At 70.2% G+C, this 13,668-nt stretch carries 12 protein-coding genes; 4 read left to right on the plus strand and 8 right to left on the minus strand.

Annotation, left to right across the window (positions count from 1 at the left end):
• Positions 1–71 precede the first annotated feature (71 nt).
• Positions 72–1,589 carry a glycerol kinase GlpK gene (glpK, locus tag QFZ75_RS01075; RefSeq protein WP_307533335.1) on the plus strand — a complete coding sequence of 506 codons (1,518 nt, stop codon included), beginning with the start codon at positions 72–74 and terminating at the stop codon, positions 1,587–1,589.
• A 66-nt stretch (positions 1,590–1,655) separates the two neighbouring features.
• On the opposite strand, the gene QFZ75_RS01080 is transcribed toward glpK, so the two are convergent.
• Complete coding sequence (locus QFZ75_RS01080; RefSeq protein ID WP_307533337.1) at positions 1,656–2,261, minus strand: TetR/AcrR family transcriptional regulator; 606 nt, start codon at positions 2,259–2,261, stop codon at positions 1,656–1,658.
• Positions 2,262–2,421: 160 nt separating this feature from the next.
• On the opposite strand from QFZ75_RS01080, the gene QFZ75_RS01085 reads away from it, so the two are divergent.
• Positions 2,422–2,979 carry a TetR/AcrR family transcriptional regulator gene (locus tag QFZ75_RS01085; protein WP_307533339.1) on the plus strand — a complete coding sequence of 186 codons (558 nt, stop codon included), beginning with the start codon at positions 2,422–2,424 and terminating at the stop codon, positions 2,977–2,979.
• Between the two features lie 20 nt (positions 2,980–2,999).
• Here QFZ75_RS01085 and QFZ75_RS01090 read toward each other — a convergent pair whose 3' ends face one another.
• The 4 genes from QFZ75_RS01090 to QFZ75_RS01105 form a co-directional block, all read right to left on the minus strand.
• Positions 3,000–4,460 (minus strand): GH1 family beta-glucosidase, encoded by a 1,461-nt coding sequence (locus tag QFZ75_RS01090; RefSeq protein ID WP_307533341.1) that lies wholly within the window; start codon positions 4,458–4,460, stop codon positions 3,000–3,002.
• Positions 4,461–4,551: 91 nt separating this feature from the next.
• Positions 4,552–5,496, minus strand: a complete 945-nt coding sequence (locus QFZ75_RS01095) for a carbohydrate ABC transporter permease (RefSeq protein WP_307533342.1) — start codon at positions 5,494–5,496, stop codon at positions 4,552–4,554.
• Between the two features lie 13 nt (positions 5,497–5,509).
• A complete protein-coding gene (locus QFZ75_RS01100; protein WP_307533344.1) occupies positions 5,510–6,505 on the minus strand; it encodes a carbohydrate ABC transporter permease in 996 nt (331 codons plus the stop codon).
• Between the two features lie 166 nt (positions 6,506–6,671).
• A complete protein-coding gene (locus tag QFZ75_RS01105) occupies positions 6,672–7,967 on the minus strand; it encodes an extracellular solute-binding protein (protein WP_373465791.1) in 1,296 nt (431 codons plus the stop codon).
• A 324-nt stretch (positions 7,968–8,291) separates the two neighbouring features.
• On the opposite strand from QFZ75_RS01105, the gene QFZ75_RS01110 reads away from it, so the two are divergent.
• A complete protein-coding gene (locus QFZ75_RS01110; RefSeq protein WP_307533346.1) occupies positions 8,292–9,308 on the plus strand; it encodes a LacI family DNA-binding transcriptional regulator in 1,017 nt (338 codons plus the stop codon).
• A gap of 204 nt (positions 9,309–9,512) precedes the next feature.
• Here the strand turns inward: QFZ75_RS01110 and QFZ75_RS01115 are convergent, their stop codons facing one another.
• On the minus strand, positions 9,513–10,199 hold the full coding sequence (locus tag QFZ75_RS01115; protein ID WP_307533347.1) for an SDR family NAD(P)-dependent oxidoreductase: 687 nt from the start codon (positions 10,197–10,199) through the stop codon (positions 9,513–9,515).
• 91 nt (positions 10,200–10,290) lie between these two features.
• Positions 10,291–10,683: an ester cyclase gene (locus QFZ75_RS01120; RefSeq protein ID WP_307533348.1), complete on the minus strand. Its 393-nt coding sequence runs from the start codon at positions 10,681–10,683 to the stop codon at positions 10,291–10,293.
• Positions 10,684–10,836: 153 nt separating this feature from the next.
• On the opposite strand from QFZ75_RS01120, the gene QFZ75_RS01125 reads away from it, so the two are divergent.
• Entirely contained in the window at positions 10,837–11,445 is a 609-nt protein-coding gene (locus QFZ75_RS01125) for a TetR/AcrR family transcriptional regulator (protein ID WP_307533349.1), read from the plus strand.
• 202 nt (positions 11,446–11,647) lie between these two features.
• On the opposite strand, the gene QFZ75_RS01130 is transcribed toward QFZ75_RS01125, so the two are convergent.
• Positions 11,648–12,961 carry an NtaA/DmoA family FMN-dependent monooxygenase gene (locus QFZ75_RS01130; RefSeq protein ID WP_307533350.1) on the minus strand — a complete coding sequence of 438 codons (1,314 nt, stop codon included), beginning with the start codon at positions 12,959–12,961 and terminating at the stop codon, positions 11,648–11,650.
• Positions 12,962–13,668 lie beyond the last annotated feature (707 nt).

The following is a 13,668-nucleotide window of genomic DNA, read 5'->3' on the forward strand; positions in this document are numbered from 1 at the left end:
CGGCGGCACAAGAACACAGGCACAAGAACACAAGGGCACGGACCGACCACGACGGCCGGAGGCGGCGAACCATGGCGGACTTCATCGGCGCGGTGGACCAGGGCACCACCAGCACCCGATTCATGATCTTCGACCACACCGGCAACGAGGTGGCCAAGCACCAGCTGGAGCACGCCCAGATCCTGCCGCGCTCGGGCTGGGTGGAGCACGACCCGGTGGAGATCTGGGAACGCACCAACTCGGTGATGCAGAACGCCCTGCGCTACGGCGGCCTGTCGGCGGCCGACCTGCACGCGATCGGCATCACCAACCAGCGCGAGACCACGGTCGTCTGGGACCCGCGCGACGGCCGCCCGTACTACAACGCCATCGTGTGGCAGGACACCCGTACCGACGCGATCGCCGCGGCCCTGGAACGCTCGGGCCGCGGTGACGTCATCCGCCGCAAGGCCGGGCTGCCACCGGCCACGTACTTCTCCGCGGGCAAGGTCCAGTGGATCCTGGAGAACGTCGACGGGGTGCGCGAGGCCGCGGAGCGGGGCCACGCCCTGTTCGGCAACACGGACGCCTGGGTCCTGTGGAACCTCACGGGCGGCCCGGACGGCGGCATCCACGCCACCGACGTGACCAACGCCAGCCGCACCATGCTGATGGACCTGGAGACCCTCGACTGGGACGACGAGCTGCTGGGCTTCTTCGGCATCCCCCGGGCCATGCTGCCGGCCATCAAACCCTCGTCGCACGCGCAGGCGTACGGCGTCACCCGCACCTCGCGGCCGCTGCGCGCCGCCGTCCCCATCGGGGGCGTGCTCGGCGACCAGCAGGCGGCGACCGTCGGACAGGTCTGCTTCGCGCCCGGTGAGGCCAAGAACACCTACGGCACGGGCAACTTCCTCCTGCTCAACACCGGTACCGAGTTGGTCCGCTCGCAGCACGGTCTGCTCACCACGGTGGCGTACAAGTTCGGCGACGAGCCCGTGGTGTACGCGCTCGAGGGGTCCATCGCGGTGACCGGTTCGGCCGTGCAGTGGCTGCGCGACCAGATGAGGATCATCAAGACCGCCGCCGAGAGCGAGGAGCTGGCCCGTACCGTCGAGGACAACGGCGGCATGTACTTCGTCCCGGCCTTCTCCGGGCTGTTCGCGCCGTACTGGCGCTCCGACGCCCGCGGGGCGATCGTCGGGCTGGCCCGCTACAACGACAACGCGCACCTGGCGCGGGCGACCCTGGAAGCCATCTGCTACCAGAGCCGTGACGTCGTGGAGGCCATGGAACAGGACTCCGGGGTCCACCTCGACGTGCTCAAGGTCGACGGCGGAGTCACCGCCAACGACCTCTGCATGCAGATCCAGGCCGACGTCCTGGGCGTCCCCGTGAGCCGTCCCGTGGTCGCCGAGACGACCGCGCTCGGGGCCGCCTACGCGGCGGGGCTGGCCACCGGCTTCTGGCAGGACACCGACGAACTGCGCACGCACTGGCAGGAGTCGAAGCGCTGGCAGCCCCAATGGTCCGAGGAGCGACGGGCGGAGGGCTACGCCGGCTGGAAGAGAGCCGTGGAACGTACGCTGGAATGGGTCAAGGTTCCGTAACCTGCCAACCCCTCCCCTGCCGGTCCCTTCCCCGTCGGCCCGGCTCCCACCGGGCCCGGAAGACGGTCAGGTCCGCGTCAGCGCCCGGGACCAGTGCCCGGTGACCTGGCTCCGCAGCAGTTCCGTGTCGACGCGCTCGGGATCCACCAGCCGCTGCATGCCGATCCCGCGGAGCTGCGCGACGAGGGCGATCGCGGTCAGGCGGGGTGTCACGTCGGCGCGGATCGTGCCGTCGGCGATTCCGGCAGTGAGGTCCTCGCACAGGTCGTCGTGGAACGCCTCGGTGCGCCGGCGGAAGACCTGGGCCAGTTCGGGCGCCGTGGCGGCCTCGGTCCACAGTTTGAGGAAGACCCTGTTCAGCAGTCCCATACGGCCCAGTCCCGCGACGTAACCGTCGATCAGCCGCAGGAGCCGGTCCAGCCCCGGGGGCAGGCCGTCCAGTCCGGGCACGAATCCGGCCTGGGCCGCGTGCGCCAGGCGTTCGATCAAGGTCTGCTTCGACCCGAAGTAGTGCGTCACGAGCCCGCGGCTGTAGCCGGCCCGCTCCCCCACCCGGGCCAGCGTCAGTGCGCGTACCCCCTGCTCGTCGACCAGTTCGGCGGCGGCACCGAGCAGCGCCGCTTCGGCCTCTTCACGGCGCTGCTTCTGCGTACGGCGGGTGGCGGTGGTCATGGGCCGAACCGTACAACAAACTTGTCATACGGCCAACAAGTGGAGCAGAATGGCGGCGCCGGTGACGTGATCACAGGGTTCCCTCCGTGCGGACCCCGGCGTGTGGGGACGCGCCCCCTGAAGGCGGGTCACGGACCGGACGGAAGGCAGGCGGACGCGGATGCGACCCTCTGGACGTGCTCCCCGATCGGACGCCCGGGAGAACCGCGCCCGCATCATCGAGGCCGGACGCGCCGTCTTCGCCGGCGACCGCTCGGCGAGCCTGCAGGCCGTCGCGAAGGCGGCCGGTGTCGGCCAGGGAACGATGTACCGGCACTTCCCCGACCGCGAGGCCCTGCTCCTGGCCGTCTACGAGGAGGAGCTGGCGGCGCTCGTCGCCGCCGCCGCGCGCCTGTTGTCGGGGCACGAGCCGCTGGAGGCGCTCCGGCTCTGGTTCGAGCGCCTCGCCGCGGACGCGGACGGCGCGCACGGAGCGTCCCTGGCCGTGGACGCCGCCACCCGTCCCGGCCGCCACCACCCGCCGCTCGTCGCCGCGTTGGAGCTGCTGCTCCGCGCGGGGAAGGAGGCACGGCAGGTGCGGCCGGACGCCGCGGCGGACGAGGTCATGCTCCTGGGGTCCTGCCTGTGGAGGAACGACGGCGGACCCGCGTGCCCGGAACGCGGCCGCCGTATGCTCACCGTCATCATCGACGGCCTGCGCGCCGGGGCACACCGCTGACGTCGCACGTCACGGCGGACTCACCGCTGCTCGGCGCCCCCGTCCGGGAGCGTGCCGGTGCGGGCCACGCCCGCGTACCACCGTGCGCTGGCCTTGGGGATGCGCCGGCCGGTCGGGTAGTCGACGTAGACGGCGCCGAAGCGCTTGCTGTAGCCGTAGCCCCACTCGAAGTTGTCCAGCAGGGACCACAGGAAGTAGCCCCGCACGTCGACGCCGGCCACGATCGCCCGCTGCACGGCCGCCAGGTGACCCCGCAGATAGGCGATGCGGTCCGGGTCGGCCACCTCGCCCTCCGGGTTGACGTAGTCGTCGAAGGCGGCCCCGTTCTCGGTGATCATCAGGGGCATCGCGGGGAAGTCCGCCTTCAGCCGCGTCAGCAGGTCGTACAGACCGCTGGGATCGACCGCCCAGCCCATCGCGGTGGTGCTGCCCTCGGGACGGTGGAAGGCGACGTGGTCGGCGCCCGGCCAGGGGCTGTGCTCGCTGGCCCCGTGGCCGTCGGAGCCGTGGCTCGCCCCGTCGGTGGCGGCCGAGACGACGGTGGGCGTGTAGTAGTTGACGCCCAGGAAGTCCAGCGGCTGGTGGATCGTGGCGACGTCGCCGTCCTGCACGAAGGACCAGTCGGTCAGGCCGGCCGTGTCCTCGATGAGGTCCTGCGGGTACGCGCCCTCCAGCTGCGGACCGGTGAAGACGCGGTTGGCCAGCGCGTCGATCCGGCGCGCCGCGTCCAGGTCCTCGGCCGCCTCGGTCAGCGCGCGGACGTGGTGGATGTTGAGCGTGATGGACGCCCGGGCGTAGGAGGGCAGTTCGGCCCGCAGCGCCTGAACGGCCTTGCCGTGGGCGAGGTTGAGGTGGTGCGCCGCGCGCAGGGCCGCCACCGGGTCGGTGCGGCCGGGGGCGTGCACACCGGAGCCGTATCCGAGAAAGGCGCTGCACCAGGGCTCGTTGAGGGTGGTCCAGGTCTTCACCCGGTCCCCCAGCGCGCGGGCCGCCAGCGTCGCGTAGTCGGCGAACCGGTCGGTGGTGACGCGCTCCGGCCAGCCGCCCGCGTCCTCCAGGTCCTGGGGCAGGTCCCAGTGGTAGAGCGTGACGACCGGTTCGATGCCCTTCTCCAGCAGTGCGTCGGTGAGGGCCCGGTAGAAGTCGAGCCCCTTCTGGACGGCCGGGCCGCGGCCGGTCGGCTGCACCCGCGGCCACGACAGCGAGAACCGGTAGGCGCTCACCCCGAGGTCCGCCATGATCTCGACGTCCTCGCGCCAGCGGTGGTAGTGGTCGGTGGCCACGTCTCCGGTGTCGCCGTTGCGCACCCTGCCGGGTGTGTGCGAGTAGGTGTCCCAGATCGAGGGGGTGCGGCCGTCCTCGCGGGCGGCGCCCTCGATCTGGTACGCGGCGGTCGCCGTGCCCCAGGTGAACCCCGGCGGGAAACGGACGGCGGTGGTGTTTTCCGGGGCGGGCGCGACGCGTCGGGTAACGGTGGTCACGGGAGTCCTTCCAGAGGTACTGCGGGACGGGAGGGGCGTAGCGGGGTCCGGGGCGCGGGAGGGCCACGGGAGACGGAGGGCGGCGGGCCGCTCATCCCTTGACCGCTCCCTGCATGATGCCGCCGACGATCTGACGGCCGAAGACGATGAACATGGCGAGCAGCGGGAGCGTGCCGAGCAGGGCGCCCGCCATGATCAGCGACTGGTCGCGCACATATCCCGCGCTGAGCTGGGTGAGGGCGACGGGCACCGTCGGGTTGGTCATGTCGAGCACGATGAACGGCCAGAAGAAGTCGTTCCAGGCGTGCACGAACGTGATCATGAACAGCACGGCCATGGGCGGCCGGGCGATCGGCAGGACGATGCTCCAGAAGATGCGCAGGGAGTGCGCACCGTCCACCCGGCCCGCCTCGATGAGTTCGTCGGGCAGCGCCTCGGTGAGGTACTGCCGCATGAAGAACACGCCGACGGCGCTGACGAGCGTGGGGAAGATGACGGCGGGCAGCTTCTGGCCCCAGCCCAGCTCCGTCATCATCATGAACAGCGGTACGACGCCGAGCTGCGGCGGTACCAGCATCGTGCCGATCACCAGCATGAGCAGGACGTTGCGGCCCTTGAAGCGCAGTTTCGCGAAGGCGAAGCCGGCGAGGGTGGCGAACAGCACGGTGGACAGGGCGATCACGCCGGCCACGATCAGGCTGTTGAGCATGGCCTTGCCGAGCGCGGCGTCCTGCCAGGCCTTGCCGAGGTTGTCCAGGAGGTGCGGTCCGGGCAGGAACGGCGGGGGCGTCTGGGTCACGCGCGTGTTGTCGGTCGACGCCGCCACCATCGTCCAGTACAGCGGGAAGAGCGAGAACAACGCCGCGATCCCCAGCAGGATGTAGGCGACGGGACCCGCGTGGTGCTGGCGTCCGGCGCCCGGGTGCCGGAACAGCATGCGGTTGCGGCCGCGGGGCGCGGTGCCCTTGCCCGGCTTCTTCTGTGCGGTCCCGGGGCGTGCGTCCGCCGTCCGGACCGGGATGCTGTCTGTGGTCATGAGGATCTCCCGGTCAGGCCCTGCGCGCCAGGACGCGCTTGACGACTTGCTGGACGGCGAACACGACGATGAGCAGCAGGAACATCGCCCAGGCGACCGTGGCGGCCCGGCCCATCTGGTAGTTCTTCCAGCCCTCCTCGTACAGCAGCAGTCCCAGCGTCTGGTACTGGTTGTCCGCTCCCCCGGTGATGCCGTTCGGGCCCTGGCCGAAGATCAGGGGTTCACCGAAGAGCTGGGTGGCGCCGATCGTGGACAGGACGATGGTGAACACGATGGTGGCGCGGATGCCGGGGACGGTGACCTTCAGGAACTGCTGCCAGCGCGAGGCGCCGTCGATGGCCGCGGCTTCGTAGCGGTCACGCGGGATGGCCTGCATCGCGGCGAGGTAGAGCAGGGCGTTGTAGCCGGTCCAGCGCCAGATGACGATCGTGGAGATGGCCGTCTGCGCGGCCCACTTGTTGTTCTCGAAGTCGATGTTGTCGATGCCGACCAGGCTCAGCATCCAGTTGATCATGCCGAAGTCGCGCTCGAAGAGCATCGTGAAGACGAGGGCCGCGGCGCCCACCGACGTGGCGTACGGCGTCAGGGCGGCGACGCGGAAGAACGTGGAGCCGCGCAGCTGGTAGTTGAGCAGGTGCGCGAGTCCGAGCGCCATCATCAGCTGCGGCACGGTCGACAGCACGCCGATGGTGATGGTGTTGAGCAGCGCGTTCCAGAAGCGGTCGTCCTCCCACAGGGCCGTGTAGTTGTCGAAGCCGACCCACTCCATGACGTTCAGGGTGGACAGTTCCACGCGGTGCAGGGAGATCCACGAGGTGTAGATCAGCGGGTAGAAGCTGAAGGCGGCGAAGACGACGAAGAACGGGGCGACGAAGGCGTACGGGGCGCCGTGCAGGTCGAGCCGGTGCAGCAGCGTGCGGCGGCGCTGGCGCTCCGCGCCGGTGCCGGTCCCGTCCGGCGGGGCGGCGGCGGGCGCACCGTCTGGGGATGTCGAGGTGGAGATGGCCACCGGAAGGCGTCCTTCCTGGAGGGTGAAGGGGCGGGGCCGGCAGGGGCCCGGCGGCCCGCACGGATGGTGAGCGGGTCGCCGGGCGGCTGCGGAGGCGGACGTCGGGGGCTGGTCGTCGGGTGTCGGGCGTCAGCCGTCGGGGCTGAGGCCCAGGCCTGGCCCGAGGTCAGCCGGCAGCCTTCTCGATGCGCTTGTCCGTGGTCTTCCAGGCCTCGTCCGGCGTCTTGTTCTGCGCTTCGATCAGCGTCAGGCCCTGCGAGAAGATGTCCTTGATGGTGCCGTCCTTGCGGCCGAGCACCTGCTCGTCGGGGATCTCCTTGGCCGCGTCCCCGAAGATCTGTCCGATGGGGGCGCCCGCGAAGTAGTCGGACTTGGCGTCGACGACTTCGGGCATCTCCAGCGCCTTCTGCGAGGAGGGGAAGTTGCCGATCTTCTCGAAGAGGTAGGCCTGCTGCTCGGGCGCGGTGAGCCAGGCGACGAGCTCCTGGGCCTCCTTCTTGACGGGGCTCTTCTCCATCACCCCGAGGAACGAGCCGCCCCAGTTGGCGCCCTTCGGGGCCTTGGCGACGTCCCACTTGCCCTTGTTCGCCGGGCCCGCCTTCTCACTGATGTGCGCGAGCATCCACGCGGGGCAGACGGTGGTGGCGAAGGTGCTGTTCGCCAGACCGGGGTCCCAGCCGGGCTGGAACTGGCGGAGCTTGGCGGTCAGATCGGACGTGGCCGCCTCGGAGGCCAGCTTCCACGCGTTCTTGACGACGGGGTTGGTCCCGTAGATGAGCTCACCCTGCTTGTCGTAGAACTGCTGGGAGTCGCCGTAGATCATGGCGTTGAACAGGCCGCTGGAGCTGTCCATGAAGGCGACCTTGTCGGCCTTGGACTTCTGCTTGAACTTCTTGCCCGCGTCCACGTACTTCGACCAGTCGCCCTCCCACAGCTTGGCGACCTCGTCGCGGTCGGTGGGCAGACCCGCCTGCTCGAACAGGTCCTTGCGGTAACAGACCGCCATCGGGCCGATGTCGGTGCCCAGGCCGATGACCTTCTTGTCCTCGGTGGTGACCTGGCTCTGCTTCCACGGCAGGAAGTGGTCCGTCCCGGCCGCGCCGGCCAGGTCGACGAACTTGTCCTGCTGCGTGTCGGACAGTTCCTTGGCCCGGCCGATCTCTATGCCCTGGATGTCCTTGAGTCCGCTGCCGGCCGCGAGGTGGGTCTGCAGGGCGGTGTAGTAGGTCTGCTCGTCGCCCGCGACGTCCGCCTTGATGACGACGTCGGGGTGTTCCTTCATGTACTTGTCGAGCAGCCCGGTCTCCTTGAACCCCATGACGCCGAAGAGCCCCATGGTGATGGTGACCTTGCCGTCCTTCTTCCCCCCGCCGGTCCCCCCGCCGTCACTGCTGCCACAGCCCACGACCAGACCGAGAGCCGACACAACCGATACGGCGGCCACGGCTCGTGTACGCGACATCCTTCGGACCTTGCCCATTTCGTCCTCCTAGCGGCGGCGCTGACGCACCGGAGTTCGAGTCCTACGGTCCGCTCCGTAAGACCCGATTTGTCCGGTGGGTACGTTCCCAAATGCCGATGGGAACGTGCCCACTCAGAGGCCCGAAGCCTGGCCGCCGCAAAAGGGTCCTGTCAAGAAGTTGAAACGACTTCGTTGCCGAAAGATGTCGCGCCCGTGGCGCCCCGTCGTCCGCGGACCCGCGGGACGGCCCCCGCCGGCCTCCCACGGGTCTGGCACAATGCGCAGGTGACAGCGGCTCGGACACCGCGCGAGCGAGGAGGCGGCATGGGAGGCAGACAGCGCCCGACCATCAAGACCGTGGCCGCGCGCGCCGGCGTCGGGCGCACCACGGTTTCACGAGTCATCAACGGCTCGGAGCTCGTCAGCGACAAGGCCAGGACCGCCGTGCTCGCCGCGATCGAGGAACTGAACTACGTCCCGAACTCGGTCGCCCGGGGCCTGGTGACGAGCAGGACCAACTCCGTGGCCCTGGTGATCCCCGAGTCGGAGAGCAGGCTGGGCTCCGAACCCTACTTCTCGGCCGTCATCCGCGGGGTCAGCACCGCGCTCGCGAAGACCCGGACACAGCTCCAACTGGTCCTGGTACGCGACCAGTTGGAGCGGGACCAGTTGACCGAGTCGGTGGCGGAACGGCGGGTCGACGGGGTGCTCCTGGTCTCGGTGCACGAGCACGACCCGCTGCCGGGGCTGCTGGAGGACATGGGGCTGCCCACGGTGCTCGCCGGGCGCCGCTCCCCCGACGAGTCGCTCAGCCACGTGCACTCCGACAACGCGGGCGGGGCCGAGGCGGCCGTCGCCCATCTGCTCGAGCGGGGGCGACGCACCATCGCCACGATCAGCGGCCCCCTCGACATGGACGTGACGCGCAGCCGGCTCCAGGGATGGCGCGAGGCCCTCGAGAAGGCGGGCCACGAGGCGCCGGAGCACCTGGCCGCCTCGGGCGACTTCACCGAGGAGGGCGGCGCGGCCGCGATGCGTTCACTCCTTGAACAAGTCCCGTCACTGGACGCCGTGTTCGTGGCCTCGGACGTGATGGCGGCGGGGGCGCTGCTGGAGCTGCGCAGGCAGGGGCGCCGCGTTCCGGACGAGGTGGCGGTGGTCGGATTCGACGACTCCATCATCGCCCGCCACACCAACCCGTCCCTCACCAGCGTGCGCCAGCCGGTCGAGGAGATCGGCAACACGATCGCGCACATCCTCCTGGAGGAGATCGGCGACCCGGAGCAACCACGCCGCCATGTGGTCCTGCCCACCGAGCTGGTGGTGCGCGAGTCGTCGTGAGGGCCGGACCGCCTCCTGCCCGTCGGAGGCGGTCCGGCCCGGCCGCGCAGGCGGCCGGGTAGGCGGCCAGGTAGGCCGGCCCCGACCGCGGGGCCGCAGTCGTGGTCGTCGCCGTCCAGGGCGGTGTCACCGCGCCCCTGTCCCGGACGGCTGAGGGGCGGCCCCCTGGGTTGCCCCTCACTCGTGCTCATCCCCGCACCGCTTCTACCAGGGCACTTCCCCGTTCTCGTCCTGGAACGTTCCCGTCGGGCCGTCCGCGCCGAGAGTCGCGAAGCGCACGACGACCGCGGCACTCTCCTGCGGCGTCCTGCCGATTCCGAACGCCGCGGTCATGTCGGTCGCGGTGGTGCCGGGCTCGACCGCGTTGAACTTGATGCCCGGCTGGGACTTGGCATAGTGGACCGTGAGCATGGTGGCCGCCGCCTTCGAGGCGGAATAGAGCGCCAACGGCAGACCGAATTCAGGCCGGTCCGGATTCGTCACGGCCCAGAACGATCCGGCACTGCTCGAAACGTTGACCACGGTCGGGTTCGACGATCTGCGCAGGAGGGGAAGTGCCGCCTCCGTGACCCGTACGATTCCCACCGCGTTGGTGTCGAAAGCCCGAAGTGCCGTGGGGCCGTCGGTGATTCCGGCCCCGAGGACGCCCGCGTTGTTCACCAGGACGTCGAGCCGCCCCTCGGCCGCATCTATCGTCGCCAGTGCTCGGCCCACCGAGGCGTCGTCGGTCACGTCGAGCTGCACGAACCGTGCGCCGAGTGCCGCCGCGGCCTTCTCACCCCGCTCGACGTCACGCGCGCCGATGTAGACGACATGGCCCGACGCCAGAAGCTGTGCGGCCGTCTCGAAGCCGATGCCTTTGTTGGCTCCGGTGATCAGTGTGATGGTCATTGTGTGTCCTTGCGCATCAGGTGGCCCGGGCGGGCCGTCGGCGGTGTTCCGCATGTCTCTGGGGCGTTCGGTCGGTCAACCGGCCGGTCGGTCAGCCGGCCAGCTGCCGGAGCAATTCGCCGGCGTCGTGCAGGGCGGTCATGTGCACGAACCGCCCGTCGCGGACCTGGTAGACGGCGTACTCGACGATCTCGAACGAGGCTCCGGTGGGAGACACACCGAGCCACTCCTTCACCGGAGTACCGGTGTTGACCAGACGCGCGGCCAGCCGGTCACCGTCGAAGAGCAGTTCCTTGAGCTCCCAGTGGAGGTCCGGAACCGCGTCCACGTCATGCTTCTGGACCGAGACGAGGTCGTCCCGGGTGGCGGGCTCACCGTTCAGGGTGGTCCGGTCGTCGATGAACTCGTCCATACCGTCGAACTCGTGGGCGTTGAGCGCCTCGACGTAGCGCAGGTAGAACGCGCTCAGATCACTGTCGGACATGGGATGAACCTTTCCCCGGGGTAGGGGGCCGCGCCGGTGATTCCCATGGTTGCCATGGATGGTTCCGCCCTCTTCGAATTCTGTAGCGATCGCTACGGAAGTCGAACGGTAGCACTTCTGCAGCGATCGCTGCAGAAGCGGTAGGCTGGGCGGGTGCAGACGAGACAGAGCGGCTCCATCGGCCGACCGCGGGGCTTCGACACCGAGGAGGCCCTCGAGCGCGCCATGCTGGTTTTCTGGAAGCACGGTTACGAGGGAGCCAGCACCGCCAACCTGACGAACGCGATGGGCATCTCCACCACGAGCATGTACGCGGCGTTCGGCAACAAGGAGAAGCTGTTCCGCAAGGTTCTGGAGCGCTACAGCGAAGGCCCGAGCGCGTACCTCGACCGAGCCCTCGAAGAGCCGACCGCCCTCGAGGTCGCCACCGCGCTCCTGGCCGGCACCGTGCGGACCACCACCCGCCCGACCGACCCCCAGGGATGCCTGGGGGTCCAGAGCGCCCTGACCGCCAGCGACTCCGGGCAGGAGATCCGCGACCTCCTCGTCGCCTGGCGCAACGACGGCTACTCCCACGTCCGCGAGCGGTTCCAGCGAGCCGTCGACGACGGCGACCTGCCCGCGGGCACCGATGCGGGGCTGCTGGCCCGCTACGTCACGACCATCGGCTACGGCATCGCCGTGCAGGCCGCGAGCGGTGTCTGCCGCGATGAGCTCCAGGAGCTGGCCGACGCCGCTCTGCGCAACTGGCCCCTCCCCTGAGCCGTATCCGCATCCGCGTTCGCGTTCGCGTTCGCGTTCGCGTTCGCGTTCGCGCCAGGGCTCCGGACCGGCCCGAGCCCGCCTTCGGGGACGGCGCGCCTCCGACACCTGCCGCCGGACGAGCAGGCCGACACGCCCGTAAGCGGGCCGACGGGTACCGCCCGCAGCACCGTCGGCCCGACCTTGGCCGGGCCCGGCCCGGTCAGACCTGGACGGGCGCCGCGGCGCGCGCCGGCAGTTCGAGGCCCAGGTTCTCCCGCAGCGTCGTGCCCGTGTAGTCGTTCGCGACGATCTTCCGTTTGCGCAGCTCGTGCAGCAGGCCGTTCACGGCGAAGTCGTGCTGGCGCGGGTCCGCCAGGCCGCTCAGCGTGATCACGTCGAGGACACCCGCGCGGAACCGTTCCTCGACCGCGTCGGCGAGTTGCTCGGGCGTGCCCGCCGCGGCCCAGTGTCCGGTGTCCTGGGCGGCGATGACGAGTTCACGCAGTGTGTAACCCTGTCGCGCGTACCCGGCGAAGATCTCGACCCGGCCGCGACGGCGGTTCACGGAGGTGACATCGGGCAGCAGGCTCTCCGGCAGCTTCGAGTCGAGCGGGATCTCCGACAGGTCGACCCCGCCACCGAGCATGTCCGCCACCTGGGCGCGGCCCCGCTCGAAGTCGATCGCCTCGCGCCTCTCCCGTACGAGCCGCTGCGCCTCCTCCTCGGTGGCACCGTACGTGGCGTGCAGCGAGCTGAAGATCAGGGGCAGTCCGCCGGCCCGCCCCAACCGCTCCGCCCGGCTGCGGATCCTGCGCGTGAAGTCCTTCGCGATGTCGAGGGTGGGCAGTGAGGTGAAGACGATCTCGGCGTACCGGGCGCCCAGCGCCGCCCCCGCTTCGGACTGCCCCGCCTGGATCTGTACCGGGCGGCGCTGCGGCAGCGGCGGGATGTTCAGCGGGCCCGCCACGGTGAAGAACCGGCCCGCGTGGCCGATCGGATGCACCCGGTCGCGGTGCAGTACCGCCTTCCCGTCCGCGCCGACGGTCAGCGCACCGGGTTCCCAGCTGTCCCACAGCGCGTTGACCACTTCCAGCGTCTCCGCCGCACGCGCGTAACGCTCCTCGGGGCCGGGCAGTTCGCCCGGTCCGAAGTTCTCCTCGCCGATCGAGGAGGTCACCAGGTTCCAGGCGGCCCGCCCGTTGCTGACGTGGTCGAGGGTCCCGAACAGCCGGGCCAGGTTGAACGGGTGCTGGAACGTGCTCGACATGGTGGCGATCAGGCCGATCCGCGACGTCACCTGGCTCAGTGCCGAGACGAAGACCAGCGGCTCCTGCGACCCGATGGGGCCCTGCGCGTCGAAGCTGAGCAGATCGGCGGTGAACAGGGCGTCGATCCTGGCGGCCTCGGCGAGTTTCGCCACTTCCACGGCGGTGTCGAGGGTGGATCGGGTCGGGTCGATCGCCAGGTCGTAGGTCTCCGACGTGCCGCCTGCTCCGGTCACGGTCTTCAGCGTCCTGGGGCGTTCTGCGCTCACGAATCGTCCAATCTCACCGGGTGACGGGTGACAGGTCATGGATCACAGGTCATGGATCACAGGTCACAGGTCACGAGTGGCGTCCAGGGGAGGGCGGGTAACTCCGGCCGTGCGCGGTCGTCCGGGTACGGCGGGATCGGACACGGCCGGCGGGGCGAGGGCTGCGGCGGCACGCGTGCGCACAGGTACGCGGGCACACAGGTACGCGGGCACCCGGGCACACAGGCACGCGGCCTGCCGGGCGGGGAAGCCGGAACGAGGGGCCGTTCCGGAACGAGGGGTCAGCTACAGAGCGCGGCGTGCGTCCGGCACAGGTCCACGTGCCGACGCTTCGTCCCGACCGGCAGCGCGACCGCGCTGCGGACCGGCCCGCCGTGTGACGCCCTCAAGGTGACTCCCATCGGTCCTGGCGTCGGCGGGCGCCGACGCCGTGGATCACCACGCGTGGTTGCTGCGGCTTCGCCGAGCCGGATCGCTCAGCCGGTCGGCCGCTCCTGACGGTTGCGGAATGAAAGTACGTCGCGGATGGGCGCCCCTGTCAAGGGCGCACCCCGGTCACCCGCTCCCGCGACGGTGACCGAGTGGCTGAGATCCAGCCGCCCGCTTCGCGATCGACCGATCAAGAACGCCGTGCGCCTGATGCGTCCCGGCAGACACAGACTGCCGGCCGCCGGAACGGCCCTCGTGGCACTGACGGCGATCCCGTC

Origin of the sequence: Streptomyces sp. V3I8 (assembly GCF_030817535.1) — a bacterium.
Taxonomy (GTDB): domain Bacteria; phylum Actinomycetota; class Actinomycetes; order Streptomycetales; family Streptomycetaceae; genus Streptomyces.

Excerpts from the sequence above, each read along its gene's own strand:
- glpK (WP_307533335.1), top strand. The coding sequence starts at position 72 with ATGGCGGACTTCATCGGCGCGGTGGACCAGGGCACCACCAGCACCCGA.
- QFZ75_RS01080 (WP_307533337.1), bottom strand. The coding sequence starts at position 2,261 with ATGACCACCGCCACCCGCCGTACGCAGAAGCAGCGCCGTGAAGAGGCC.
- QFZ75_RS01085 (WP_307533339.1), top strand. The coding sequence starts at position 2,422 with ATGCGACCCTCTGGACGTGCTCCCCGATCGGACGCCCGGGAGAACCGC.
- QFZ75_RS01095 (WP_307533342.1), bottom strand. The coding sequence starts at position 5,496 with ATGACCACAGACAGCATCCCGGTCCGGACGGCGGACGCACGCCCCGGG.
- QFZ75_RS01105 (WP_373465791.1), bottom strand. The coding sequence starts at position 7,967 with ATGTCGCGTACACGAGCCGTGGCCGCCGTATCGGTTGTGTCGGCTCTC.
- QFZ75_RS01110 (WP_307533346.1), top strand. The coding sequence starts at position 8,292 with ATGGGAGGCAGACAGCGCCCGACCATCAAGACCGTGGCCGCGCGCGCC.
- QFZ75_RS01115 (WP_307533347.1), bottom strand. The coding sequence starts at position 10,199 with ATGACCATCACACTGATCACCGGAGCCAACAAAGGCATCGGCTTCGAG.
- QFZ75_RS01120 (WP_307533348.1), bottom strand. The coding sequence starts at position 10,683 with ATGTCCGACAGTGATCTGAGCGCGTTCTACCTGCGCTACGTCGAGGCG.